At 51.4% G+C, this 25,583-nt stretch carries 22 protein-coding genes; 13 read left to right on the top strand and 9 right to left on the bottom strand.

Annotation, left to right across the window (positions count from 1 at the left end; translation table 11 throughout):
* The first annotated feature begins 149 nt into the window (after window positions 1-149).
* From SH449x_RS26970 to SH449x_RS26960, 3 genes are all read left to right on the top strand, one after another.
* A complete protein-coding gene (locus SH449x_RS26970; protein ID WP_482379184.1) occupies window positions 150-422 on the top strand; it encodes a BON domain-containing protein in 273 nt (90 codons plus the stop codon).
* Window position 423: 1 nt separating this feature from the next.
* Entirely contained in the window at window positions 424-1,626 is a 1,203-nt protein-coding gene (locus SH449x_RS26965; RefSeq protein ID WP_482379183.1) for a serine hydrolase domain-containing protein, read from the top strand.
* A gap of 244 nt (window positions 1,627-1,870) precedes the next feature.
* The gene (locus SH449x_RS26960; protein ID WP_482379182.1) at window positions 1,871-2,689 is read left to right on the top strand and encodes a glycosyltransferase; all 819 of its coding nucleotides are present in this window, start codon (window positions 1,871-1,873) and stop codon (window positions 2,687-2,689) included.
* Between the two features lie 18 nt (window positions 2,690-2,707).
* Here SH449x_RS26960 and SH449x_RS26955 read toward each other — a convergent pair whose 3' ends face one another.
* The 3 genes from SH449x_RS26955 to SH449x_RS26945 are packed head-to-tail and all read right to left on the bottom strand — an operon-like array spanning window position 2,708 to window position 7,725.
* The gene (locus SH449x_RS26955; protein ID WP_482379181.1) at window positions 2,708-5,014 is read right to left on the bottom strand and encodes a cytochrome c3 family protein; all 2,307 of its coding nucleotides are present in this window, start codon (window positions 5,012-5,014) and stop codon (window positions 2,708-2,710) included.
* Window positions 5,015-5,017: 3 nt separating this feature from the next.
* Window positions 5,018-5,914: a hypothetical protein gene (locus tag SH449x_RS26950; protein ID WP_482379180.1), complete on the bottom strand. Its 897-nt coding sequence runs from the start codon at window positions 5,912-5,914 to the stop codon at window positions 5,018-5,020.
* Window positions 5,915-5,919: 5 nt separating this feature from the next.
* On the bottom strand, window positions 5,920-7,725 hold the full coding sequence (locus tag SH449x_RS26945; protein WP_482379179.1) for a cyclic nucleotide-binding domain-containing protein: 1,806 nt from the start codon (window positions 7,723-7,725) through the stop codon (window positions 5,920-5,922).
* Between the two features lie 337 nt (window positions 7,726-8,062).
* On the opposite strand from SH449x_RS26945, the gene SH449x_RS26940 reads away from it, so the two are divergent.
* Window positions 8,063-8,716: a LuxR C-terminal-related transcriptional regulator gene (locus tag SH449x_RS26940; RefSeq protein ID WP_482379178.1), complete on the top strand. Its 654-nt coding sequence runs from the start codon at window positions 8,063-8,065 to the stop codon at window positions 8,714-8,716.
* A gap of 39 nt (window positions 8,717-8,755) precedes the next feature.
* Here the strand turns inward: SH449x_RS26940 and SH449x_RS26935 are convergent, their stop codons facing one another.
* Window positions 8,756-9,799, bottom strand: coding sequence for a ferrochelatase (locus tag SH449x_RS26935; protein ID WP_482381857.1), 1,044 nt, complete (start codon window positions 9,797-9,799; stop codon window positions 8,756-8,758).
* Window positions 9,800-10,212: 413 nt separating this feature from the next.
* On the opposite strand from SH449x_RS26935, the gene SH449x_RS26930 reads away from it, so the two are divergent.
* The 5 genes from SH449x_RS26930 to SH449x_RS26910 are packed head-to-tail and all read left to right on the top strand — an operon-like array spanning window position 10,213 to window position 16,626.
* Entirely contained in the window at window positions 10,213-11,742 is a 1,530-nt protein-coding gene (locus SH449x_RS26930; RefSeq protein ID WP_482379177.1) for a sensor histidine kinase, read from the top strand.
* 21 nt (window positions 11,743-11,763) lie between these two features.
* Window positions 11,764-12,312, top strand: coding sequence for a hypothetical protein (locus SH449x_RS26925; RefSeq protein WP_482379176.1), 549 nt, complete (start codon window positions 11,764-11,766; stop codon window positions 12,310-12,312).
* Window positions 12,313-12,325: 13 nt separating this feature from the next.
* On the top strand, window positions 12,326-14,266 hold the full coding sequence (locus SH449x_RS26920; protein WP_482379175.1) for a sulfatase: 1,941 nt from the start codon (window positions 12,326-12,328) through the stop codon (window positions 14,264-14,266).
* Between the two features lie 37 nt (window positions 14,267-14,303).
* Complete coding sequence (ggt, locus tag SH449x_RS26915) at window positions 14,304-16,067, top strand: gamma-glutamyltransferase (protein WP_482379174.1); 1,764 nt, start codon at window positions 14,304-14,306, stop codon at window positions 16,065-16,067.
* A gap of 1 nt (window position 16,068) precedes the next feature.
* Entirely contained in the window at window positions 16,069-16,626 is a 558-nt protein-coding gene (locus SH449x_RS26910) for a GNAT family N-acetyltransferase (protein ID WP_482379173.1), read from the top strand.
* A 219-nt stretch (window positions 16,627-16,845) separates the two neighbouring features.
* On the opposite strand, the gene SH449x_RS26905 is transcribed toward SH449x_RS26910, so the two are convergent.
* From SH449x_RS26905 to SH449x_RS26895, 3 genes are all read right to left on the bottom strand, one after another.
* On the bottom strand, window positions 16,846-18,885 hold the full coding sequence (locus tag SH449x_RS26905) for a M48 family metallopeptidase (RefSeq protein ID WP_482379172.1): 2,040 nt from the start codon (window positions 18,883-18,885) through the stop codon (window positions 16,846-16,848).
* Between the two features lie 60 nt (window positions 18,886-18,945).
* Entirely contained in the window at window positions 18,946-19,545 is a 600-nt protein-coding gene (locus SH449x_RS26900) for a LemA family protein (protein WP_482379171.1), read from the bottom strand.
* Between the two features lie 273 nt (window positions 19,546-19,818).
* Window positions 19,819-21,198 (bottom strand): S1 family peptidase, encoded by a 1,380-nt coding sequence (locus SH449x_RS26895; RefSeq protein WP_482379170.1) that lies wholly within the window; start codon window positions 21,196-21,198, stop codon window positions 19,819-19,821.
* Between the two features lie 250 nt (window positions 21,199-21,448).
* Between SH449x_RS26895 and SH449x_RS26890 the strand changes: the two genes are divergently transcribed.
* The 3 genes from SH449x_RS26890 (at window position 21,449) to SH449x_RS26880 (ending at window position 23,556) form a co-directional block, all read left to right on the top strand.
* Window positions 21,449-22,309, top strand: a complete 861-nt coding sequence (locus SH449x_RS26890) for a formyltetrahydrofolate deformylase (protein ID WP_482379169.1) — start codon at window positions 21,449-21,451, stop codon at window positions 22,307-22,309.
* A 16-nt stretch (window positions 22,310-22,325) separates the two neighbouring features.
* Window positions 22,326-23,159 (top strand): hydrogen peroxide-dependent heme synthase, encoded by an 834-nt coding sequence (gene hemQ, locus SH449x_RS26885; protein WP_482379168.1) that lies wholly within the window; start codon window positions 22,326-22,328, stop codon window positions 23,157-23,159.
* Between the two features lie 94 nt (window positions 23,160-23,253).
* Window positions 23,254-23,556, top strand: coding sequence for a hypothetical protein (locus SH449x_RS26880; RefSeq protein WP_482379167.1), 303 nt, complete (start codon window positions 23,254-23,256; stop codon window positions 23,554-23,556).
* Window positions 23,557-23,684: 128 nt separating this feature from the next.
* On the opposite strand, the gene SH449x_RS26875 is transcribed toward SH449x_RS26880, so the two are convergent.
* Entirely contained in the window at window positions 23,685-24,155 is a 471-nt protein-coding gene (locus SH449x_RS26875) for a nucleotidyltransferase (protein WP_482379166.1), read from the bottom strand.
* 251 nt (window positions 24,156-24,406) lie between these two features.
* Between SH449x_RS26875 and SH449x_RS26870 the strand changes: the two genes are divergently transcribed.
* The gene (locus tag SH449x_RS26870) at window positions 24,407-24,841 is read left to right on the top strand and encodes a hypothetical protein (protein WP_482379165.1); all 435 of its coding nucleotides are present in this window, start codon (window positions 24,407-24,409) and stop codon (window positions 24,839-24,841) included.
* A gap of 169 nt (window positions 24,842-25,010) precedes the next feature.
* Here SH449x_RS26870 and cyaB read toward each other — a convergent pair whose 3' ends face one another.
* Window positions 25,011-25,574, bottom strand: coding sequence for a class IV adenylate cyclase (gene cyaB / locus SH449x_RS26865; protein ID WP_482379164.1), 564 nt, complete (start codon window positions 25,572-25,574; stop codon window positions 25,011-25,013).
* Between the last annotated feature and the right edge of the window lie 9 nt (window positions 25,575-25,583).

Here is a 25,583-nt window from a genome sequence, read left to right as displayed (position 1 = left end):
TGTGCCGGTTCGGTCGGTCATGTTGTTTACCACAAATCAACCGATTGTCCCGAACAAATGCTTGACATTAACTCTAACTCCTTTATCTTCGAGAAACTCTAGGAAGGTTATTGCGGCAGAATTTTTTGGACGCCTAGGAGAGTTGTCTCATGATTGACTCAGGATTTCAGGACGTTGCTGGTTTAGCAACTAAGCTACTTAAAAACAGTGGAGTGTCGTCGATCCGCGACCTCAAAGTCTGTGTTCAGGATGATCATCTACACTTGTATGGTAGGGTAGAATCTTTCTATCTAAAGCAGCTCGCTCAAGAAACCATTCGTTCTGCGACGAGAAACTTGTATGTTGTCAATGCGGTAGAAGTATTCGGAGAGCATCGAATGGAACGAGAAGCAGCAGGCGAACTATCTCAGTTGCTTAGTTGAAATGTACCGTTTGCGCTCTACACAGCTGGTCGCTTTCGTTTTCTTGTTTACGTCGGCTATTCAACTTGGCTTCGGACGGCTTGACGACATTGGTAAGCCAGACGATCGTCCACATCTGTTTTCCGCCGAAGTAAAAGCGGTTGTATCTGAACTGGTAGATCAATCGATTCGTTCAAGCTCGTTGCCTGGTTGTGTTATCGAAGTAGGGAATGCGGAGGGACCTCTATTCTTGAAAGCTTTTGGAAACAGAAGCATCGAACCACTGGTTGAGCCTATGACCACCGACACGATCTTTGATTTGGCATCTTTGACGAAACCTATCGCTACCGCATCTGCAATCCACCTATTAGTGGAATCGGGCAAACTCAAGCTTGATCATCGCGTTTCGCTACACCTACCGCACTTTGGGCAAAACGGAAAGGATCGAATCACAGTTCTAGATTGTCTCGTGCACCGCAGCGGATTGATTCCCGACAATGCACTTCGCGATTATCAACAAGGTCCACAAATAGCATGGGAACGGATTTACGAATTACCTTTACATGCCCCGATCGGTCAGAAGTTTCAATATTCCGATGTCAATTTCTTGGTGCTCGGCAAGTTGGTGGAGGTACTGTCCCAGCAGTCTTTGGAGCGATTCGTTCAGGAGAAAGTGCTGACTCCGTGTCACATGCATGAGACGAACTTTGGCGTCGATGCAGAAAAGATCGATCGCGTCGCACCAACAGAGAAGAGGAACGGTGAATGGATTCGAGGTGAGGTACACGACCCAAGAGCGCATCTATTGGGAGGTGTTGCTGGGCATGCAGGGCTGTTCTCCACAGCGGGGGATTTAGGCCAATTTGCTAGGCTCATCCTTAACGACGGGGCGATTGTTAGCACTGATGGATCCGTGCGAAAGGTTTTTCAAAAGGAAACCATCGACACTCTATTTTCCTCCTTTGACGTTCATGGAGATCTTCGCAGTCCCGGTTGGGATATGCAATCGCGTTATTCTAGCAACAAAGGGACTCTCCTTTCTGAACAGTCTATCGGCCATGGCGGATTCACCGGAACGGTGCTTTGGATTGATCGGGCACGCGGCATGTACTTTTGTTTTCTGAGCAGTCGGTTACATCCGAACGGTAAAGGTAGCGTCAACCAATTGGCAGGAACCATCTGGGATACCATTCTTAATGGACGTTCTCCCGCTGAAGACCATTGAGCAACCTTGTCTCAGATCTTCTTAAGGCGATCTTATAGTGCCGCAAGCACTGCGTGGATAGCCGTCTACTACCAAACCGAAAGGGGAAATTTCGGAAGAAATCTGACGGTTGAATCTTCCGGACTCTAAACTTCTTGCAAAGAGATGGATAGAATCCGACCCGCCTCATGCGTTGTTGCCAAGTGGCGACCGATGCATGGGCCTATCGTAATCCCGCCCGGGGTAAAATTCTGGAAATGTGGCTATGGTCACTGTCGTTTGCACGAGATGGCTCGATGCTTTTCCCGCGTCGTATATCCGAGTTCTTAGGAACGCGGTCAGGGCTAACTTACCAGTAGAGCACCGTTTTATTTGCGTAACGGATAACCCGGGTGGTTTGGATACTGGAATCGAGTCGGTGCCTCTACCAGATATGGGTATCCCATTACGCTTTCAAAAATCAGGTTGCTGGCCGAAATTATCGATTTTTGCTCCCGGACTTTTACCTGCTGATGTCCCGACACTATACCTCGATTTGGATGTTTTGATTCGCGACGACTTGAGTCCATTTTTTGAACAGATCCAGTCGAGACCTGGATTGCATGCCCTGCGTGAATGGAACCCAACCTTATGGAATCTAGCACCGTTGTCACTTCGGCCAGATCGAGGTGTACAAGGTTCCATTTTGGGATTTATTCCGCAGGATTGCCATCGTATCTATCATGACTTTCTTGCAGACCCGACTATTCCTGAGCGTTATGGATTAGATCAAGACTTTCTAACGGATTGCCTTGAGCCCCGGCATTACTGGCCCTACGACTGGACGGCGAGTTTTAAATGGCACTGCACCCGGTACTTTCCCGCGAACAGGTTTCTGCCAAAAGTCATAGAACCGACCGAGGCAAAGGTTGTCGTGTTCCATGGTCGGCCCAGACCCATCGATGTTGTACCTCTCGGCAATTATCGATGGGGAACAAAGAGACGGTATGGATTTGGACCTGTCGATTGGGTGCGTGAATACTGGCTGCGCTACGACGATCAATGGATTGACGCTCCGGCCCCAACTCCGAGAAAACGGGCCTAACGACCGCCCAACGCCAGCCTAACGCCCAGGCGCAATGTGGGCATGATAATTGTGGCATTGCGTACACGCGTCACCGGCGGCCTTTTTCGTGTGGCAAGTCGCACACATCTCCTTCTGAAGAGATTGGAACTCGCTCCTAGTTGTCCGCCCCATTGTGCTCCAACCCTGTTCTGACACCTGAGTCGCATCCAACTTTTTCATCGCGTGGCAAGACTGGCAGTCCCGTAAACTATTGATGGTCAAATGGGGAGTATGATTAAATCGAGTTAACTCGCGAAGGCCGTTAGGCCGTTGCTCAATTTTCCAGCACTGCTGCAGCCAATCTGGATCTAAAGCGGTATCAGCAGGCTTTCGCAACGCAACAGATTTTAATGCGTCGTTGCTGTCTGATTTACCTGACAGCATAAGCCTGACTCTGTTAGCATCAAAGGAGTGGCATTGAATACACTGCTTTGAAAGGGGATCATTTCTAGTTGAACCATTGTTGACATCCATTGAGTGATGCTGGCTCAACTCGTTCCATTCGATCCATCTGGCGAGCCATGGATCAGCGTGTCCCGTTGGAACGTACACCAAGGCGACCCGACTTTCATCGAGCATCCACCCGCCGAAAGGAAGATGTTCCCACGCCTTTAGCGGCTTAGTTATCTCCCCAAGATTCTTTTGCTGGCTGGGCATTACGGATCCTTCATCCACAGTGCCCAACAGACTATCGTCATCATCGCCCAGCAGATCGTCGTCACCAACATTCGAGAGCAAGTCGTCATCATCTTCGTCCCGATTAGAGATTGGGATCGACTCTGCGCTGCTTAAGAGGATACTCACCGGTAGCCTAGCAATGTCGACGGAACTGGCTGGCTGGAACCAAGTTCTCTCGGCTGACCGAAGCAAATCTGGTGGAACTCCTCTGGCCAATTGGTCTAGCCAAACCTCTTTGCTGCCTGCGGAATCGCGAGGTGTCTCTGTTGTAGGATGTGGCGTTTCCATCCTGGAAGCCCGAGTGTTCACATAGCGCGAGTAGAGCGCTAGACTTGACGAGGTGCTGGGGGTAGCGGTCGTTATCGTGGTCGTGGGAGGAGGCACCTTGGTGTCGAGCCAGTTTCTAAGCATGGGTTGGCCACTGCTGGCGATTTGTCCCCAAGCATCTCGTACGAAATCCGCAAGATCCACGATAGCCTGACATTGCTCCACCGTGTTCATATCGACGTCCTGGAGTCGCATGGTAGCAGGCAATCGTTCCAAGATCTCCCTCCCCTTTTCGTTCGATCGGAGCATGTGTGTCAAAAGAGGAGTCAGTTCGCCATCCATTAGCAGGCTCGCCGACTCCGGCCATGGTCCAATATCGAAACCCTGTCTAGATAGCTTGGCTTTGTCCAGGCTGGGAACTTGAAACACAACGATTCCCTCAAGCCCGGCGCTTTTAAGTGAGTCGTTGTGACAATCCGCGCAGGCTTGCTCAAAAGAGACGCTGCGAAAGACTGACCCCACCAGACTTGATTCCTGACTCTTTAAGTGGCAAACGCTGCAATCGAAAGGCTTTCCCTTCTTAGCAAAGTGCAACTCTGCATGGCGAGCGTGATCGAATCCGATGCTTCGTGGCTTAGCAGGAGGATAGGTCGAGAACTCGGGATGGCCACGTTCGAACGACTCAAATTGATTTCTATGGCAGGCCTGGCATTTTGTGGAAGCAATCGATTGAAGCTGACCGTCAGCCCCCTGGTGTTCTCGGTGACATTGACTGCACTCGGTCGGAGTCTGGGCCAGCTTGGATGGTGGGCGTCCTGATACTGATGCAAAAAGGATTGCCAAGTCATCTCCCGCTAAATCATGCGGATTTCCCAGTAAGCCATTGGGCATCGTATCGAGGTGGCACTTCATGCAAAGTTCTGACTGCCGTGTAGCACTCTCGTTACGACTAACGAGATGCGAACCGGCAGGATCGTGGGACTTGGTTGAGTTTGTGAGAGTTGATTGTATATGACATGCGGCGCAGCGCTTTTCGTCGTCAATTGCGAGCGGATGCTCACTTGTACCAGACACCAAGAGCTGAGCGTGAGCTTTGGTCAACGGTCCTGGAGCTATGGGGAGCGGATTCCTGGAAAGTGTCAACCAGTAGGTAACAGTCACAATGGCTAAAAGGGTACAAATCGCCGATGCTAATCGAGTCCAACCGACCAAGGTACGCATCGGACGACAACGTTCAGGTACATCGCGGGACTGTCCACAGTGAGAACCGAATGGTCCGTGAATACAAGCGCGGCCAGAACTTGCTAAGCCGCAGCGGTGAGTCTGTTTTGGACGACGATAGTAGTTTCGAAACTCCATGGCTCACCACTGATTGGAATAAAGGTGAGCAACCACGATATGGGCAGCAGAAAAGACGATGAATGCCCCCAGCAATACAGTATGAATGGCAGCAACGCAGCGAATTCGGTTTTGTATTGCAGCTTGAAAATCTAGATCATCACGACGCTGAATCAAAGTCATCATCTGCGCCTGGAGCTCAAGCCCGGCTTCATCCAAATAGCGAGTGAGTTCGCTAAGTTGGTACTGAAGGTCTCGGCGGCGCTTGCCGGTGGGGACTAGATAATACCAGACTCCGCGTGAGCCTGAAAAAAAAGAGCTCAACACTGACCGATAGTAATCAGAAATCACGAAGGCCCTAGAGGATCCTGCGGCCAAAAGAGCAAGCTGGTACGCTTCCTCCGCGACCTTAGCTCGTGCCTCTGGTATATCGGATCTTAAGACCGCTTGCCCCGCCGCACGAAGCAACCTGGGGGACGAACGATTGACGTACCAACTGACAAATCCTGTGAGGAGAATAAACCAAAAGAGCCCAGCAAGCGCGGACTCCAAAATGCCATTGGTTAGGATACCCGCATGGGAAATGTAGGCAAGTAAACAGAACAAACCCAAATAATGATGAGTTGTTTGCCAAACGGCCACCGGTCCAGCATTCCACCTTGGCAGGCGTTTGCGCACCCCCAGCATCACCAGGAGAACAATTACGGCCAACAGCGTGTAGCCGGTTGCGAACGATTCATTTCCAAGTCGGTTTCCGACGAATTGCTGCCAACCTTGAAGGCACCAATAAGCGACCGCGATGATACCGAGAGCTTTCAGGATCCGTCCTAATCTTGCTGAACGTATTCCAAAGAGTGTGGATGATAGCGAACTACTTGCAGTAGAAGGCAGAGGGTTGGAATTCAAAGTTGCATTGCTCATCGTTTTCAACTTGCCTTTCGTTCCAACCAATCCAGTAGAGGTTGTGTACTACTAGTGTCGAGACGAAACAGAGCGGTATGCGGACATGCTGATTGACATGCTGGCCCTAACTTAGAGGATTGGCAAAGGTCGCATTTCGAAGCTTGAAGAATGGGAAGCTTGGATTCCATATCGATGACGTCGTTACCTTTGCCATCTTTGACTTGTTGCATCACGATGTTTTCGTAGGGGCAACTTTCGGAGCAGGTCTTGCAGCCTATACAAGTATCAGCATTGATCGCGATCACACCAGAGTCGGGATTTCGGTGAATGGCACCCGTCGGGCATCCGATCATGCAAACAGGATCCGTACAGTGCATGCATGCATGGGCGAACATGAGAGCGCCGTATTGCGGGCCGTTTCGAACGAAGCGTGGTATCCCCTGGTGGGTACTGGCACAGGCCTTTACGCAATCATCGCATCCCGTGCAGCGATCTAAATCGATCAACATGGTTTGCCGACCATTCATGAGGCGCTGATCCACTAGGAACTCAATAAGGGGAGTCTCGAGCGCCGAACGCCGATCATCACGTTCGAAGTCAGGCACAATGCTGCCCCCTGCATCATAGCGTGGATTGATAATCGCGGGTGGCAATTCTGACTTCCGGACTTTCGGTAACAAGGTCTTGATAACTGTATCTCGAGGGATTCTGAGCAGGTCGACGAATCCTAACGCCCGTAACGACTGCTGGTAGGGCAGAGGTCTGGCTTCCGGATGACGAAAGGAATCGGCAAGCTCCTCCAGACCAAACATTTGACCACAGCCAAGATAGGCCGTCGTCTGATGGCCGTTGCCATGCTCATAACTAAGGCGTGCAAAGCCTGCACGAACCAGAATTAGATCGTTTGCTGGTGCCCCCTCTGCAGCAATCAACGGTTCCGATTCGATTCTCTTGCGAGAGTCTTCCTTTTGAAGTGTTTTGTAGTCTGCGAACCACTCCATCTCCCCGAATGAATCCAATCGCGTACTGCTTATGACTGTAGCGATAGTCTCATCATCCAAGAATCGAAACAATGGTGTCTCGCGGAGATGAGTTACCAAGCCAGACTGTCGATATCTTTCGTCGAGATAAGCCTTGAATCGTGGATCCTTACGCAGAAGCCTCAGTCCTTGCCAGCGAATCTCCACCAACACACACGGGGAATCGGCCACCACGCTAAATCGATGTGGCGTACGGGTTATGGCAGCCATCTCACCAAAGATTTGCCCTGAGGACAGTGGTTCGCTTTGAAAGCCATTGATAACGCTCGGTAAATCTTGAAGGTAGATGCGACTGTGTCCTTCATGATTTTCAACAATGGGTAGCGGTGCCATCGCATATTGGCCATTCTGGCTTCGGTTGCGATTGGTCCGTTTCTCTTCGTCCTGGGGAATGGAAGCGTGTTCTTTTGCCTGCTCGGGCTTGGTCTTTTGATTCGAGAACGGAGCAAGGAGCTTTGCAAAGATGCTGTTTGTCTGTTCGCGCTTTGTCGGAGTTTGCCTGTGCCACAAACTGACCAGAAAGGCTCTGACCGTACCGCGAAGGACGATAAATGCGCTATTGCCATAGTCACCTTCTCGCACGATGACATCCCCCGGTTCATACCGACGGATTCGCGCATCGTGCTTGAGTATCATCTCCAGAGAGCCCAAGCCCGGAAAAAGCGTAGGATCGAGAGTCGAAAAAGGGGTGTACCGAAAAAGGTACGAAACATCAGTCGATGGCATTTCAGGGTCGAAGGGATGGTCCCAACGAACGGGTCTCTCGATCGCGGTAATGCTAGCAGACATAATTCAGCCAAGGGTTGGAAATGCAATCGAACCAAGAATCGAAATCGATCGAAACGGATCACGACGTTGAGCTAAAGGAAGAAAAACTCCGAATCAGCTCCAATCAATCAAATGTGTCTGTATCTGAGCAGGTCGATTCGAGGTTTTTCGCTTTCCTCAATCGCCCAAAAATTTCACAAAAAAGAGATCTCAGTTGGAACAGAACGCTACAGAAATCTGCTACGATAAACCGCAGACCAAGAAGCAGCGTCGTCTAGGAGTGGGTTAACCCCCGCTAGACCAGCTTTTCGGTGCCACTAGTCCCACTAAAGCCCCCCCCTTTTCAATGAGGCCTCGTGTGTCCTTTCGAATTCTTTGCGCAGATGAGTGCGAGACGATCCGGAGAGGTATTCAAGCCATTACGAATCTAAATCAGTGCCCGGTCGATCGATTTGTGACCAGTGTAATGGAGCTGGAGTCTGCTCTGCAAAGCGAGCATTACGACATACTCATCACAGACATACGACTAGGGGCGATCAACATGATCGAATACGTCGGTACTCTCAAAGAGCAGTTACCCGATTTGAAGGCGATCCTTTACACAGCGGTCCCGAATGCTTGCTTAGTTGCACAGGCACTTTCCCACCAGTTCCATGACGCGGTCTTCAAAACCGGCAGTGCCGAGAAACTCATTCGGTCGATCCATTCGGTCGGCACCGGGCAACTGCCGAGCGGATCCCCCATGTTGATCGTGAAATCGTTTCTAGATGGAATGGATGCCGATCTTACAACATTACCTGCCCAGATCACCAAGCGTGAGGCGCAGGTGCTTTTGCATCTCTCGCTCGGCTTGAGCAATCGCGAAATTTCGTCAGCCATCGGCATAAGTGTCGAAACAGTCAAGGAGCACGTGCAAAACCTGCTTCGAAAACTATCGTTAACCGATCGAACCGCCGCCGCAGTATGGGCTTTGAAAACCGGCATCCGCCAGATCGAGATGCCGGTGGGGTAACAGGCATCCTGCCCGGCATCCTGCCCGTCATTGTGGCGGTCATTGTGGCGGCCGTGCTCCAGGTCTGCCGGTCTGAGGGTATAAGCAGCAGTTGGCTGGGCATAGATCGTGGCTCGGGCCATAACTGCCGACGTACGGTCTCTCCGTCCCCTCAGCAAGTCGCTCTTGGATCAAGTCAACGATCATTCCGACAAATTCCGGATGAACTCCAACCGTCTTCGCCCGTGCGAACGGAACCCCTTTTTCCTTACAAAGATGGGCCGCTTCTTCATCCAGGTCATACAGGACCTCCATGTGATCCGAGATAAACCCGAGCGGAACGATAACGCAACTAGCCAGGCCTTCGCCGTTGTGCAATTCCTCTATTCGATCGCAAACGTCAGGTTCTAGCCATGGTTGCTGAGGGGGACCGGATCGGCTCTGAAACACCAGCTCCCAGTTTTCATGACCTAGCTCCTCGCATATCAATTTCGCCGCCTCGCGCAGTTGGGCTTCGTATCTGGAATACTGTGCCATCGACAGCGGAATGCTATGAGCGGCAAACAAAAACTTGGTAGAACTGCGATGTTCTTCCGGTAGCTGATTCAAGGCATCACGGACACAATCACACTGAGCTGCAATGAAGCGGGGGTGATTGAATCCCATCCGAACCTTTTCCACTAGCGGAGCTTCCGAGCCCACGGCAGCTTGGGCGTCCGCCAAGTTTTCGCGGTACTGTCGGCATCCGCTGTAGCAGCTGAACATCGAGGTAAAGAAACAGATAGCTCGCTTTCTACCGTCGTTGGCCATTTTGGCCAGTTCCTCAGGAAGCATCGGGTTCCAGTTACGGTTCCCCCAATAGATGGGCAAGTCCACGCCACGCGCCCGACATTCGCTCGTGACAGCGTCGATCAAATCGCGGCACTGCTGGTTGATCGGACTGACGCCGCCAAAGTGGTTATAGTGTTCAGCCACCTCGAGCATGCGTTCCCTAGGAACGTTCTTCCCGCGAAGCACGTTTTCCAGAAACGGCATGACGTCATCAAAGCCCTCAGGCCCCCCAAAGGATACGAAAAGGATCGAATCAATAGGGACTTCGCTCAAGCTCGGGAGCGGGGCCGTGGGGGCTGCTGGTCGGGTCGCAACGGGAGCAGGGGATGCTGGATCTGACATATCTTTTGTGGTGTAGTGAGTAAGGGCCGGATGGTGTAGTATTATAGGTGATCAAGCTAGTACAAACAGGCGTCTTGCAACCGTCCGATCCAGGCGTCCCCAATCCATGAGTCATGGATCTCGCCAATCTACAACCAAATCGTGAATAAACGGGAGTCCCTTCGATTCCAACCCCACCTTATTACCTCATACCACCGAAATCGATCGGCATTTGGCTGGGTATCTCTGCCCTTTTTTGGGGGGCTGGGCTGGTTCTGCAATGGCCCATTCAAGAAGGCCGTATCCAGCTTTGGCAATCGCAAATTGCTGAGTCTGCGGTGAGAGACTTTGAGGTAATCCAGACATTGAAAACCGATCTTGACGGACAAAGAGACCTGGATGAACTGCTTTTTAAGTTAAGTAAAGGGGCCCTAGTCTGGAACGAAAAAACGGAGAGAGCACGCCCATCTGACAACAGCAGCCCAATAAGGGTACAGTGGCAATCGGAGCCCAGTGGCTATCGGCGACTAAAACTGGAACACGATTGGAATTCGGCGGATGGTCGCCTATATTCCGCGACTCTTATCCGTAGATTTACGGATTCCGATGTCTCCGGTGTTGTAGGAACAGCCATCATGCTAGCACATTGCTTTGGCATCTTCGGTGCAGTTATTGGTCTCATGTGGATCAAAGCGAGAGCTGAGCGAGCTCAGGAAGAAGCCTGGATACAACGTTTTTCGTCTCAAATCGGTGTCAACCAAGAGACCCTCAAAGCAAACGAATGGATGGGAGTACGAGAATCGCTGGCACAAAGCATTTACGCCATGGCTGATTCCATGAAAAACCAAATCTCGCGGGTCAGTCAAACCTACGAGCGTTCGTCGCAAGCCATGACCAGCATGCCCATAGGCATTCTCACCTTTAACGAGAAGCTCAAGTTAGATTTCGTGAACCCAGCCGGCAAAGCACTCTTAGGGATCGAGCTAGCGGAGGTCGGTCAACGTCTCATCGAGGTGGTCCGAATACCAGAAGTCTTCGATTGCATTCTGGCAACCCACGAATCGGGTAAACCTCATGAAATCGAGTTCCAAAGGAATCAGGGCCGAACTTCTCTCCGCCTCAAAGCCATTCCCATTGGCCAGCAAGATCCCACGAACAACGCCTATCGCGTTTTAGTATCCATAGCCGATGAGACGAGACTTAAACAACTGGAGAATCTCCGTCGCGACTTCACCGCAAACGTATCGCACGAACTAAAGACCCCGTTGGCGTCTATAAAAGCTTACGCAGAAACGCTACTAATGGGAGCAATGGACGATCCCGATGCCAGACAACACTTCATCATGCGGATCGAGGAGCAAGCGAGCCGACTGGAGGCGCTTATTGCAGATTTGCTTCAATTAAGCCGGTTGCAGTCTCAGCCCGACAAACCAGCTCTGGTCCCCATTTCTATTCGAGATGTCATAAACTCCTGCGTCGACGATCATTCCGCCATCGCCAAACGACATAAGGTTTCTGTCGACGTTGGGACAGTGTTTTCGGATCGCATCCTTTCCGATCTGGCGTCACTAAAAACGATCTTGGCCAACATTGTCAGCAATGCGATTCGATACAACAAACCCGACGGCTCTGTGTCGATCACCGCTCAAGAGGTCGACGGGCATTGCTTGGTCAGAATCGAAGACTCTGGCATTGGAATTCCTCCTGAAGATCTCGAAAGAATCTTTGAACGATTCTACCGTGTTGAGAAAGCTCGCAGCCAAGAAACCGGTGGCACAGGCCTGGGGCTTGCAATCGTAAAGCATCTATGCCAACTGGTGTCCGCAGAACTAAAAGTGACGAGTCGCCTCGGTGAAGGTAGTTGTTTCGAGATTAGCTTTCCGATAACTCAGTAATAAGTGACAGAGGAAAATAAAATGCCAAAAGAGCTTGTCTGTGTCGGAGTCTACTCAACCACGGAACTTGCTCATGCCGCGCGATTTGCATTAGACGCAGAAGGAATCCCATCCTATTTAGACAACGAGTGGGTCTCTAGTTTGATTTGGACCCTAACTGACACTGTTGGAGGGGTCAAAATATTGGTCGACTCCTCTGATGCAAAAGTAGCCGCCGAGATCCTCAAGAATCCAGTCGATCCAGCTGAGCTCAAGGCAGAATTTAATCAAGCGGCTGGTGATTTCGCTCAACAAAACTCAAGAAGTGAACATTCTCTCAATGAAGAATTAATAACTGTCAATGAGCGGGAGGATAGTGCCAAAAGGGCGTTTCGAGGAGCTATAATCGGATTGTTTATTCCTCCAATCCAGTTCTTCACAGTCTACTTGTTGGTTTTTCACGTCCTTTTAGGCGAAGGGAAACTGAGCTCAAAGTACAAGATTCAAGCTTGGGTTGCCACCGCGATCAGCGTTCCTTACATACTAGTTATTTTGCTTTTCGTGCGTCTCATCATACGCGGTTCAATATAGGAGTAGTCCGGCGATGCCAGAATCATTATCCTCTTCATCTCGCTCGATAATCAACCTCATCGCAATCTACGGGGTGAGCATTGCTTGGTTCAGCTTTAACGCTTCAGCGAATGCCATCGGGGACGAGGAGCTTCCCCCTAATATCGTCTTGGTGTTCGTTGACGATTTGGGAATAACCGATCTTGGTTGCTATGGTCGCACAGAACATGCGACACCTAACCTAGACGCATTTGCTGCACAAGGCATTCGCTATACGAATGCCTATTGTGGGCTATCGATTTGCTCAGCGTCGAGAGCAGCGTTGATGACGGGCAAATCTCCGTCTCGTTTGCATTTGACCTCGTATCTACCGGGTCGCGCCGACGCCCCGTCGCAGAAACTTCTCAACGCCAGAATCCACTCGGCATTACCACTCGAAGAAAAGACCATCGCAGAAGAGTTGAAGCTGCTTGGGTATCGGACCGGGCTTTTCGGAAAGTGGCACCTGGGTGGTGGCAAACATGGTCCTACTCACCAAGGATTTGATATCGCCGTCGAAGCTCCAGCCCGCGGCTCTTTGGGTGACCTTTCCACAGCAGACTCTACGGGAATCGGTGGCGGCAAGAACGAGTTTTTGATTACGCGAGAAGCGATCAAGTTCATGAATGCCGACGACGGTGCACCTTTTTTCTGCTTCATCCCACACCACATCCCACACATCATGCTGGAAGCGACCGAAGGTGCTCTTGCTAAGCATAAAGACGCATATAGCCCTCTGTACGCCGCGAACATGGAATCCATGGACCAGTCGTTTGGCATGTTGATGACAGCGATCGAAAAGCTGCCAACAACTCGCGATACAGTGGTCATTTTCACAAGCGATAACGGCGGCTTGCATGTTCCCGAGTTGCACCCCGAACCGGTTTCACACAACGCCCCCTTCCGTGCCGGCAAAGGATACTTGTACGAAGGTGGTCTGCGCATCCCGTTCCTCGTGCGTTCCATAAAAGGAAATATCGAAAGCGGACGCATAGTCGACGAACCAATCAGTCAACTCGACCTTTTTCCAACCTTGATTCGCTCCGCAGGTGGTAAAGTAGCGACCAGCGTTGGCCCCATCGATGGTAATGATTTGTACGACCATTGGTTTCAAGGCAAATCGCTCCCCATCGACAGACCACTCTTTTGGGACTTCCCACACTACACCAACCAAGGGAGCCGCCCCGCATCAGCAATGAGACAAGGGAATTGGAAACTGGTCTTTCATCATGAGGACGAAACGCTCGAACTGTTCGACTTGGCGACCGATCCGGGGGAACGAAACAATCTAGCAGAACTGGAACCGGAAAAGGTGGCCTCTATGACAGCCAGGCTCAAGAAATGGCGAGACTCCGTCGGTGCCCAACGCTGCACGCTAAATCCAGAATGGGATCCGGAGTTACACCGCAAGATTTATGTGGAAAAGGATTCCACCAAGCTAGAAGCCGATCGATCAGCGAATGAGATTGGTTTGGCTTGGCGAGAATGGCGAAACCTAATGGATCAAGCCGTTCAGGGTAAAAAGTCGATCCTAAAGTCTCCCGAAGGAACCATTACGCTATGGGCTTCCGAGGTTAAAGTTCACGGAAAAAACATTCGCTATGAGCCCGAACCTCACAAGAATGTAGTGGGTTACTGGACCGAGGTAGATGATTGGGCCGAGTGGCAATTCACTGTTCCTGAAGATGGCGAGTACGAGATCGAAATGCAATATGGTTGCGGAGGGGGAAATGGTGGCTCGCGAGTCAATCTCGTATGTCAGGATCAGGCTATCGAGTTCAATGTCAAAGAGACGGGGCACTTTCAGCACATGATTTATGAACCTCTCGGTGCACTGAACTTGCAAATGGGTAAAGCAACCATCGAGGTTCGCCCCCAAAACAAAACGAACGTCGCAGTCATGGACATTCGCAAAATTGTCTTGCGAAAAAAGTAATCTCGTTATCTTATCTTTTACTTCTACGAGTGTATTGATGGTCAAGCGGAGAGAGTTTTTAGGTGGGCTACTAGCAGCAACGGCCTGCGGACCAGGCGTGGCGCGACGTCTCTTAGCTGCTGATGCTACGACGGAAACACGACCTGTTATCCGAGGACGCAATGTTGCAGCGACCGTGCATCCCTTGGCGTCAGTGGCCGCTATGAAGATGATCGAACAAGGCGGGAATGCCGTTGATGCGGCTGCTGCGGCTGCACTGTGCTTAGGGGTTGTCGACGGACATAACTCTGGGATCGGCGGGGGGTGCCTAATCTTAATTCGCTTGTCAGACGGCACGACCCATGCGATCGATGGCCGAGAGACCGCTCCACGATTGGCACATAGAGACATGTACCTTCGAAACGGAGTCGGCGATGTTCAGCTTAGTCAAGATGGCCCGCTGGCCTGCGGGGTTCCTGGCCAGATCGCAGCCCTTCACTCGATGCACTCGCGGTTCGGCAAGTTACCGTGGTCCGATCTTTTTGAGCCTGCGATACGAGCTGCGAAAAATGGTGTGGCTGTTTCAAAGGGAGTGGCCACCAGCATCAAGAATGAATTACGAGTCTTGAGTCGCTTCTCTTCCTCGGCAGCCGTCTTGCTCAAGGCGGATGGCACAGGCCTCGATGCTGGGCAAGCGCTGGTACAGCGAGAACTCGGCGCGACTCTCGAGACGATTGCCGAACAAGGGCCGGGTTGGTTCTACGAGGGAGAGTTTGCAGAAAAGTGCTCGCGTTATCTTCGTGAAGAGGGGGGCATCTTAGAAAAAACGGACTTCTCGGCTTACAAATCGAAAGATCGGACGGTACTCGAGTCATCCTATCGTGGCTACCGCGTTTTAGGCTTCCCACCGCCGAGTTCGGGAGGGCTTCACATTCTGCAAATGCTCCAGATGTTGTCTCGCTACACGATGCAGGACGTTTCAGAAACCGGTCGAACCGCTGGCTTTTATCATTTGTTGGCCGAGGCAATGAAGCTGGCGTTCGCGGATCGAGCGTATTATCTAGGGGATTCGGATTTTGTAGATATCCCGAACTTTCTCAGCTCGACGGCTTATACCGATGAGTTAGCATCCAAAATTGATCTACAGCATGCCTCAGTAGTGCCGGGGCATTTGCCTAGCCAAGCGTCGCAGCACGACGATGAAAAGAAGCATACAACACACCTCTCGACTGCGGACGACCAAGGTAACTGGGTTGCGTTGACCGCCACGGTTAATACGAGTTGGGGAAACAAAATGATGGTTCCCGGCACGGGTGTCATGCTGAACAATCAAATGGACGACTTCAGTGTTTCTCCAGGGGTACCGAACGCATTTGGTTTGATTGGATCCAATGCAAACTCGGTGGAGCCAGGCAAACGCCCTTTATCAAGCATGAGCCCTACGATCGTCCTGAATAACTCCGGCGTCCCTGTGCTTGCGTGCGGGGCGGCCGGTGGGCCTCGTATTATAAACGCCACGTTGCAAACCGTCGTGCGTTGTATTGATTACGGCATGAATGTCGGAGATGCCATCAGCGAGTCACGAATCCATCATCAGTGGCAGCCTGATACTTTAATGTGCGAGGCGAGCCTCGGCGCATCTTATCGTTCAGATCAACGAAACGATGAATTGTTAGCGAAACTCAAAACCTTAGGGCATAATGTCAAGGTAAGCGGTTCTCTGGCAGTCGCGCATGGAGTCCAGCGAATCGACGATTCTGGCATCTTGGAGGCAGCTTGCGACGTTCGCGCAGGCGGTCGTGCAGCCGCGTTGGATAGATAAAATGACGTCCGTTTTTTTCAAGCGATTCCGAATGCAATTCGATGTGCATTCCCAAGCCATCCCGGAGTCTCAATTATCTGGAGAGACTCTTTTCGCAGCCTGGGAGGACAAGCTACTGCCCATGCACGGAATGTGCAAATGGGAGAGTTTTCGCAGGGAAATGGATGTGAACGTTTTCCCTTGTCTCGGCGATCGCGAGGGCTGTCGCAGGCTGATGCGGGATATTTCTCAAAAGGATTCGTTCGTTCCCGAGGCGACTTGGTTAGCGTTGGCTAAAGATAGCAATCAGCGAAATTTGCTTGCGGTAGGAACGATCCAGGGCCTTCGTACCAACTTGACGCATGGTGCCATCCAGAACATAGGGGTGATACCCAGTTTTCGGGGCAAGGGAATCGGACGCGAATTAATCCGACGCGCGATCCTAGGGTTTCAGTCCCAAGGCTGCCGTTACGTAACCCTCGAGGTGACCATCCACAACTACGGAGCTATCAAACTTTACGAGTCGATCGGATTTCAGAGATCGGAAATTGTTTTCAAAGTTGGCAATCTAGAAATGTGATCGCCCCGGCAGGACGATTGAGGCGGCCCCTAAGCAAATAGGAGCGTAATGGCGCAAGCCATACGGTGACGGGCGATGCGTAGCGAGCCGGGACTCGCCTCTGGCGACGGAATACAAAAGTATCGGCGGAGTGAGATAACTGGGTAGAATGACGGGCGGTGAAGATGCTGGAGCCCTCAGCGCAGGGCGATGCCCGTGCGGTTAAACGATTACTTGTTTTCAACCTCCGCTCGCGGCACTGGCATTGGAGGTAGCAACAATCGGCGGGACCGGGCAATCGAGCGATTCGGCAATGGCACGGAATAATTCTGCTTCTTCAACGGTTACAACCCCATCGTGAATGATGCAATGAGCGATCGCGGCAAGCAGTTCTTTCTTCGCTTGAGGAGCCAAAAAACCACATCGTCGGACAGCCGCGTCGAGTTTAGAGAAATCCCACTCACCGCCCGTAAATCGCAAAGATCGGTTCATCGTTCGCAAAGAGCTCGTGGCAGCCCGAAAAGCTTTTTCCATCTCCGTCTGATCTTTGTGCCCCTGTCTCGCAACAATCGATAACAACAGCTCGATCTCGGATGCGAGTGGGGTCAGATTGGGGAACGTCGTTTCTCGCTCTTTGTTAGCTCCAAGATGCCGTGAAAGGTGACGAACTAAATGGTGAAGCAAGAAGAATTCGAAGAGCGACACGCTACGATCTGCAAGGATCAGTGACTTGACCGTCTCTTGGAATCGCTGGAATTGAGGTTTCGACAACCCCACCAATGTTCCTTGTAGGATCTCGAAGATTGGCAGTCGAAAGCGTTCACCAATTTTGGTTAGCTCGGCAGACATTCGCAAAGTTTCTTCCGCCGTCGGTTCATCTTCGCGTTTCTTAAGATCATCTAACTGCTGACGCCTGACAGCCTCATCCGAGGCGAGCAATGAGGCGAATACGATGCAACGGGCCGAGTAAACGTCATGGCAGTGCTCTAAAAATTTCGGTGGAACATTCTCTAGAAGATTCTGCGAGAACTGCATGTCGTCTTGATTGGGGTTTCCGATCGCTGCAATGAAAAGGTGCGGCTCAATCGGAAGGGATTGTGTCGGCATCCCGAGTTGCCCCATCATGGTACCAAAGCGATTTCCCCAAGGGTTTTCATTCTCTTTGGACTTTTTCTTTGATCGCTCGTCAGCGGCTACGATGGAGGCGGTCGAACGTCGCTCCAGGTAGCTTTTGAATTGCCCATTGAAATCGGGTTCGATTTTTTGAATGCGAGGAACGAGGGGCGGGTGCGTTGCGAGCAAATTCTGAGTAAGAGAACCATACATGTTGGCAAAAAACATGTGGCTGATCGATTCCGCATTGGGGGACTCCATTTTCGAAGTCCGGCTATCGTTCCCAATCATCTTGAGGGCACCGGCAATGCCTGTCGGAATCCGAGTGAATTGAACTGCCGAGGCATCAGCTAGGAACTCTCTCTGTCTGGAAATGGACGCTTTGATAAGCCTCGCAAAGAAAAGACCGATGGAGCCAACCGCAAAGAGCCCACCTCCGAGAATCATCAAGACGATTGCTATGTTCCCATTCTTGTTGTTGCTGGATCGTGCGTGCCCAGCGTAGGCAGTGAAGCGAAACAAAGTCAACCCGATCAACGCAATGGCTTGAATCCCGTAAAGAAGCCCCACCATGCGCAGACTCATTCGCATGTCCCCGTTGAGGATATGGCTGAATTCGTGAGCGATGACTCCTTGGAGCTCCTCGCGATTCAGCTTTTGAATAGTCCCTTTATTAACGCCGATGACAGCGTCATCGATCGAGTTACCCGCAGCGAACGCATTGATGCTCTGTTCGTTATCCAACAAATAAACCGGTGGAACGGGAACACCCGATGCGAGTGCCATTTCCTCCACGACATTGAGAATACGTCTCTCGGCTAAGTCTGTTGTTCCCGGTTGAAGCCTACGCCCCCCCAGTTGATTAGCGACCCCCGCGCCACCTTGATTGAGTTCGGAGATCTTCATCAGCGAGCCGACGCTAACCACTCCAGTCACTAAGACAGCGACCGCTCCTAGCAAGACCAGACTCTCATAGCTAAACAGCCAGCTCGAAACGTCGAATGGTGCTGTAGCCTCGGATTTCGTTTGGTAGGTAGAGCCGGCCATGAACGCGACGGCCGCGACACCGTAGACCGCCAAAGTCAACGCTACGACCGTTACCGCGAGCAGTCCGATCAGCTTGCGAGTGTTTCGGCGGGCTAAATCCTGGCTCGCAAAAAAATCCACTACATCAACCTCCGAGAGAGATTCTTCCGAATAACGATCCGATCAAGTCCGAACATGCAATCAAAATTGGACTTTGACCGCTTCTTTTTCCACTGGATTTTCAATCTCTAGAAGCTGTGCAGGATAGAATCCAAATGCCCCCGAAAAAAGCACCGCTGGGAACTGCTCTCGACTGGTGTTGTACTGCGTAACGGAGTCGTTGAAGCCTTGTCGTGCAAAAGCGATCTTATTCTCAGTAGACGTCAATTCTTCCTGAATGGCGAGCATGTTTTGGTTCGCCTTGAGATCAGGATACGATTCGGCCAGCATCATGAGGCGACCGAGAGCACCATTCAAATTCCCTTCGGCTTGCCCAAGGTTCTTCATTGTGGTCGGGTCACCGGGATTAGAGGCGGCTGATTGCCCTGCAGCGAAGGCTAGATTCCGAGCCTGGATCACTTTCTCGAGCGTTTCTTGCTCGTGCTTCATGTATCCCTTGGCGGTTTCGACCAAGTTCGGGATAAGGTCATACCGACGTTTCAATTGCACATCGATTTGAGCGAAGGCATTCTTGTAGCGATTCCGCAAAGCAACAAGGTTGTTGTAGATCCCTACGACGAGGAATATCAGCAGCAAACCGATCGCCACCAAGACCCCCAATGTAATCAATGTTCCCGTCATCGCACCTACCTCGTTCTTAGCTAGTTGGCATCGAAAAAATTTACCGCAGAATTTTGCGTCCACCTATGTCTGGTCTTGCGGTAGTCTAACGAAGACACTCGACAACCAAAACCCATGGCCTAAGTCTCTTGGCGGAGAATTCACGCGAAATAGGCTTCGAAATTGGATTTTTTTCTAAGAATGCTGGCGATTAGGATATCGGGCAGCGATCACCAGCAGCGATTCTGGCGCAGTAAATTAGAAGCAGCGACCACGAATCGCCGATCGATGGTTTTATCGAATCAAGCGATGTTGATGAATGGCATCAATGAGAGTTGGCGATGGGTCTTGGATTTCGATCTGTTGCGTTTGGCCGTTTTCTTCGAGCGTCACCAGCATGCGTCGGTTTCTGGGCTGAGCTGGAGCGATTGCACTCGCTAGAGCGATGGATGCTGCCAACGATGGCGAAGTGTCTTGGACACTTTGCGGAGTTGGCTGGCTCATCGCGGTTTGATGTTCGAATAATCGACGTAAACCGAGCTTCAATAGTTGCTCGTAGACCACTTCAGGGGCGTTGTACAATCCCTCGTTTAGCTCATCGTCTGCAGCGTAGCATACGCCGATTAGTTCCCCACGGCTGTTGAAGAGCCCGCCCCCGCTTCGTCCTTGGACCGGTTTGCCCCATACCTCAACGTTGGCAGGTCCCAGGTATCGGTTCAGTTTGCTGATTTGGCTGTCTCGTCTCGATGGAGTTGCACCGTGATCGCACCCCCAACTGAAAACCGTTTCACCCTCTCGCAGCCGCTCTCGGTGATCCATTAACCGGGCAACTGGCACAGGACTTTCGGGACGAAACGAAATCAAACCAATGTCGGTCTCATCCGCACGAAAATCGATCAACCAGGCTTGATAGGAGCGAGCTTGACCACCAAAAAAGGTTTCCACGATGATCGGAGTGGAGCCTCGGGTGTCACGGAACAAGTGCCCGCACGTAAGTACTAGCGCTTCGCCATTGTAGGTATCGATGATGGTTCCCGTTCCAATCGCCTCGTGAGACGGCTCGTCTACTCGAATTCGAACTGTAGCTCCCGCCGGATCGGAGGGTGGGCGTTGGTCGATGGGCTGTTGAGTCGGATTGCTCTGCCAAAATGTGTGACTTCCCGCTTGCACAACTGTTCCCGTTGAGTCCAGGGGTGGAGCGATTCCTGGAGAGGCCATCGGAACAGAAACGGGTTGGGATTGCCCCCGTACGGTTGGCTCGGATGATAAGGAATGAGAAGCCTGGAGGCGCAAACTATCGGGCGAGGAAGCGGCTTTCATGCGATGCTCAATGTCTCGCAGCGAAGTAGTACCAAGGATACGGTCGACTTCCCGTCCGCTTCTTAGCAACAACAGGGTCGGCAGCGTTCGAATCTGCATTCGCTTGGCCAAATCGTACTCGGTATCTACGTTGCTAATTCGAATCGCCCAACCCGCGTTGATAGCTTGTTGGACATCGGGCCATGCGGCTTCACAATCTTTTGAGCCGGATTTGTAGAAAAAGATGCCGACGCAATCACCGTTGGGTTCGACGGCGGCTTGCAGATCGCCTGACATAAACGCAGCGACCATTAGCCCGCTCCAAAGAAGCAACCAGATCCGACCACACCAAATGCGGCTCCCAATGCAACTCATCGTGCAGCGTCCTACTGAACCAATGCGAAACTCAACTCTTTACTCATCGCCGAGGAATCCATTCCCGGTATGATCGACAGCGACCAGCTCGGCTGATTGCCACCCGTTGGAAGTCTCTAGAATCTGGGCAAGCGACGCAAGATCACTATCTCCGGGGGCTCACCGAAATCTCGGATCTTTGTACAATCTTGACTGTCGGCTAGCCTTTCGTTTTGCTAGCAACCACGTCGCCTAGGAAGAATTACCCCCAATGGAAGTCGTCATCACTGCGGTCGGGCCTGACAATGTCGGATTGGCCGACCCGATCATTCACGATGTAACCAGTCGCGGCGCGAATATTGCCGAGATTCAGATGTACGACCACGACGAAGCGGCCGTGTTCGCCATGATGTGTCGATTGCAGATTGCTTCCAACGCATTTGCTCAACTCAAGGAGTCGATGCAGGCTATAGCGGAGAAAACCAACTTGGAAATCCGGGTATGGAGCCCCGAGGCAAGAGCCGCTCGGCCGAATCTGGCGATTTGCGTAACCTACCTCGAACATACGCCCCGAGCTGTCTTGGAAGCCATTCGGGACGGGGTCATTCGCGCCACCCCTGTCGTGCTGATAGGCAACAGACGAAGATGTGAACCCTTGGCCCGAGAGTTCGGCATTCCCTTTGAGATGATTGGCGATGACGAGGGAATCGCGGATGAATCGAAAATGGTCAGCCTTATCGATCGCTATCAAGCTGACTATGTGATCCTAGCCAGATATATGCGGGTCCTACCACCAGATACCTGCTGGAAGTTCGCGGGGGGACGCATAATCAATCTCCATCACGGATTGTTACCCGGCTTTCGCGGCTTGCGTCCGTACCATGATGCCTACGCAGCTCGAATGTTGACCTTCGGAGCAACATGCCACTTTATCGTCCCAGAGCTCGACGCCGGGAATCAGACTATACAACAAACCGCCTTCACCGTCCCACCAGGCACTAAGCTTGAGGAGGTGATCGCTCGTGGCCAAACGGAGAACGAACCTCGCTGTTTGGTCGAAGGCGTACGAAGAGTCTGCGCTCGAGAGGTTCACTTGCACTTTCATCGCGTTATCGCCCGCAATTCCAATTAACCCTAGAGTTCAAAAAATGAATCCACACGGAGCACCAGCCCAACTACCCGAACCATCCGTCGTACCTGTCCAAGGTTGGCACTGCGGTCATTACTTTTACCGCTGGAATCGGACGGTTCTGAAAGATTTGTTCATCGACTCTGCTACTCGGAGTGACTTCTGCCAAGCGATCACGGCTGCGGATATCACACGTCCCGAGCGGATTCAATCGTTCATCGTAAGTGGGCACAAAGCAGATTTTGGTCTCGTAATGATGGACCCAAATCCGCTGGTGATCGATCACGTTCATCAACGTATCATGTCTAGCAAGATAGGTGCCGCAGTCGAAGCGGTCTACTCATTCGTCTCGGTTTCCGAAATCAGTGAGTATTTACCTGATAAGGATCAGTATGCACAGAAGCTGATTCGCTCGGGCGAGGATCCCAATTCACCGACCTTTCTGGCCAAGGTGTCGTCGTATGAGAAGCGGCTCCCCATGATGTTCGCGCAGCGACTGGCACCGGACTTTCCTACTTGGCCGGCAATGTGTTTTTATCCCATGAACAAGAGTCGCGATGTCGGCGCCAATTGGTTCTTGCAACCATTTTCTTCGCGGATGGAGATGATGGCGGAACACGCGCAAAGCGGGATGGCATTCGCAGGCCGAGTGACGCAACTGGTGACCTCATCGGTCGGGTTGGACGATTGGGAATGGGGAGTGACCCTTTGGGCTCGCAACCCTCAGTTTTTGAAAGAGATCGTCTATACGATGCGTTACGACAAAGCCAGCGCGACCTTCGGCGAGTTCGGTCAATTTTACACCGGCTATCTATCGTCCCCCGAACAGATCCTTGCACATTGCAGAATCTAATTTGAATCCCTACGAGACTGGGCGGCAAACGGAACATGTTGTTCGATGTAATCATCATCCTGGCATAAGGATGCTCAAGGTGTTGAGTAAGCACATGCGATCAAGATTAAGCATTGGCGCTATCCTGGTCGCCTTGTTCGCAGTCTCTGGTTTTGGATTGAAGCTTCTTGCCGAGCCGCCTTGCGGATTGTGGAGTTTGAATCGGCTGCGAGTTGGTATGGAGAAAGCTACGGTGCTTTCGATATTGGGTGAACCGACGGAGAAGAAGGAATCGAGCTGGGTATATCATTCCGACTTCCGTCCCGGCTGGACCGTTCTTTATTTTGATAGTCAGCACGGTTTGGAAAGAATGGATGCCGAAGGAGCTTTCCGTGGCTATTCACTCAAAGGTGAGTAGCACTTTCGAGAGAGATATGAGGGAGTAACACTTATCTCTACGCATCAACACTGGCGTGAGAGGCAAACGAGTACTTAACGGGAAGTTCCTGAGGCACCACCAAAAGATTTAAGCGGAATTCACTGTTGTCATTCTATCATCCTTCGCTGTTCGCCTCGGTTTGCCTCGAGTTGCTCAGCGTCCGCTAGGTCCTTGGTACGTCCAGTGGACCGTTTGTTCTTTATCAGATCCTCCAAACCTATTACCGATATCTTCAGCCCATCCCAATCTACGGTCGTACGATTCTCCCAGGCATCTTCGAAGACGACACCATCAATTTTGGTTAAAATATCAATTCGAACTGGCGGGACTCCAATTTGAAATACCATCCCAGGTGTGGATAGGTCGTCAACAGTTAAGTCGTGCAGGGGGGCACCAAATCTCCTGAGACAAGAGTAAATAAATGGACCCGTTTGTTTGTCTGCCCGGACCCAAATATCGATATCTCCAGTTGAGCGGGGGTATCCATGGGCGGCCAAGGCATAAGCCCCCACCAACATGAAATCAACGGCTGAGTCGATGAACTCGGACAACATGTCTTTGAAGTCGGGATGCAGCAATGTTTCGATCCTTGATAGACCACGATGCGATAGTCAAAAGCCACACCATATTCAAGCGATCTACCATCGAATAGTCAACCACACGGCTACCATCTCCTTGGCGGGCGAGGCTGGTTTTCATCGTTTTTGAGCGATCAAGGCGGGGTAGTGTATCCATTGTTTCTTTTTCTCGTAGCCGAACATGCACACCTCTAGCTTTTTCAAGTGAGGAAGCCGTAATTGTGGGAAGTTATCCTAGGAAGTCAAACATTTTGTCTTCGCTTATCGCGAAACTTGCTGACAAGCAAGAAACGGCTCATGACATTGTCGGCGAGACAGACTTTGACCGAGAATCGACACGACGTTTTTTGAACAAACTGGATGTCCTCTCTGTACTGAAAGGCGAGGTAAGAACAGAAGTCAACGTCGTAACAACTGAGTGGGAACCAAGGACCGTGGTACTGGGATTGAAAACAGACCTGGCAAAGCTCCGCAAACGGATTCTATTTCCTAGTCTTGTAGCAGTCGTGCTCAACGACGAGGTTACCGACTGGGGCATAATCGAGAAATCGGAAAAGAACGAGAGCGTTCCCCAGTATTTGCTCTATCTCAAAAATACGGGGAGAGAGAATACATTTGTGCCGGTGACTGGCCAGCGTTGGTCCTCCGATAGCGTCCGCTGCCTAAACAACGACATGAATTTTTGAGATTTCTCGGTGAGCAACAACCTGGATATGAAGCTAGACAGTCTTCGCGTCCGCGTTTAGAAGTATGGCTTCGAGGTTTATCGCTTGCAATCTGCTGTCCTTCCTGAATCTGCTGGAAATCATGCCGCTGCTGCCCTGGAGACCTCAGCGCAGGGCGTTGCCCGTACGGCTAAACGATTTTTTCGCTTTGCCCCAATAGCATGGATAGGTAGCTTCGCTTTTCTATGTCCCCTAAACCGAGCTGCGAAGACAGGGCTGCAATGTCGGATTGTGCTTTGGCAATCTGACTCGCATCAATCAAGATTCGCTCGATCTCTGCATAAAACCCCAAACCGAAGACCTCATCCAACGTCACGGTCATGGGACCATACTCTCCCGAAATTTCGTATATCTCTCGGGACTTCTTTACCTGACGCACTCTCTCGAAGCCCAGGTTTTCCCATATCTGAAACCAACCTTCAATCGTGGAGGACTCCAGCTTCAATTCGATCTCTGGCCGGATTTTGATTGGCCCCTCTAGCCGTTTTCCTTTGTAAGTCACGTAAGCTTCTTCGTTGATTTGCCGAATCCGTAACGCTTCATCCGTAACGCGAAAATCCCGCGACGGATGACGCAGGTAGGTGTCGCAATGCTCCTCCGTTCTCACAAAGGTCGCACCTAACGCAATTAACTTATCCTTCGTTTGCGATTGATCGACAACACGAAACTTACACTCTGCTTCCAACGGCTGCATACAAGACGG

Origin of the sequence: Brakhagea baltica (assembly GCF_052161605.1) — a bacterium.
GTDB lineage: Bacteria > Planctomycetota > Planctomycetia > Pirellulales > Pirellulaceae > JBKCUI01.
Note: the sequence above shows the minus strand (reverse complement) of the source record. Positions and strands in the feature narration are given on the sequence as shown.

Bases quoted from the DNA above. Each gene is read 5' to 3' on its own strand.
- SH449x_RS26895 (WP_482379170.1), bottom strand. From the start codon at position 21,198: ATGAGTTGCATTGGGAGCCGCATTTGGTGTGGTCGGATCTGGTTGCTT.
- SH449x_RS26890 (WP_482379169.1), top strand. From the start codon at position 21,449: ATGGAAGTCGTCATCACTGCGGTCGGGCCTGACAATGTCGGATTGGCC.
- SH449x_RS26910 (WP_482379173.1), top strand. From the start codon at position 16,069: ATGACGTCCGTTTTTTTCAAGCGATTCCGAATGCAATTCGATGTGCAT.
- hemQ (WP_482379168.1), top strand. From the start codon at position 22,326: ATGAATCCACACGGAGCACCAGCCCAACTACCCGAACCATCCGTCGTA.
- SH449x_RS26965 (WP_482379183.1), top strand. From the start codon at position 424: ATGTACCGTTTGCGCTCTACACAGCTGGTCGCTTTCGTTTTCTTGTTT.
- cyaB (WP_482379164.1), bottom strand. From the start codon at position 25,574: ATGCAGCCGTTGGAAGCAGAGTGTAAGTTTCGTGTTGTCGATCAATCG.
- ggt (WP_482379174.1), top strand. From the start codon at position 14,304: ATGGTCAAGCGGAGAGAGTTTTTAGGTGGGCTACTAGCAGCAACGGCC.
- SH449x_RS26950 (WP_482379180.1), bottom strand. From the start codon at position 5,914: ATGAGCAATGCAACTTTGAATTCCAACCCTCTGCCTTCTACTGCAAGT.
- SH449x_RS26900 (WP_482379171.1), bottom strand. From the start codon at position 19,545: ATGACGGGAACATTGATTACATTGGGGGTCTTGGTGGCGATCGGTTTG.
- SH449x_RS26945 (WP_482379179.1), bottom strand. From the start codon at position 7,725: ATGTCTGCTAGCATTACCGCGATCGAGAGACCCGTTCGTTGGGACCAT.
- SH449x_RS26925 (WP_482379176.1), top strand. From the start codon at position 11,764: ATGCCAAAAGAGCTTGTCTGTGTCGGAGTCTACTCAACCACGGAACTT.
- SH449x_RS26960 (WP_482379182.1), top strand. From the start codon at position 1,871: ATGGTCACTGTCGTTTGCACGAGATGGCTCGATGCTTTTCCCGCGTCG.
- SH449x_RS26970 (WP_482379184.1), top strand. From the start codon at position 150: ATGATTGACTCAGGATTTCAGGACGTTGCTGGTTTAGCAACTAAGCTA.
- SH449x_RS26955 (WP_482379181.1), bottom strand. From the start codon at position 5,014: ATGGAGTTTCGAAACTACTATCGTCGTCCAAAACAGACTCACCGCTGC.
- SH449x_RS26880 (WP_482379167.1), top strand. From the start codon at position 23,254: ATGCGATCAAGATTAAGCATTGGCGCTATCCTGGTCGCCTTGTTCGCA.
- SH449x_RS26920 (WP_482379175.1), top strand. From the start codon at position 12,326: ATGCCAGAATCATTATCCTCTTCATCTCGCTCGATAATCAACCTCATC.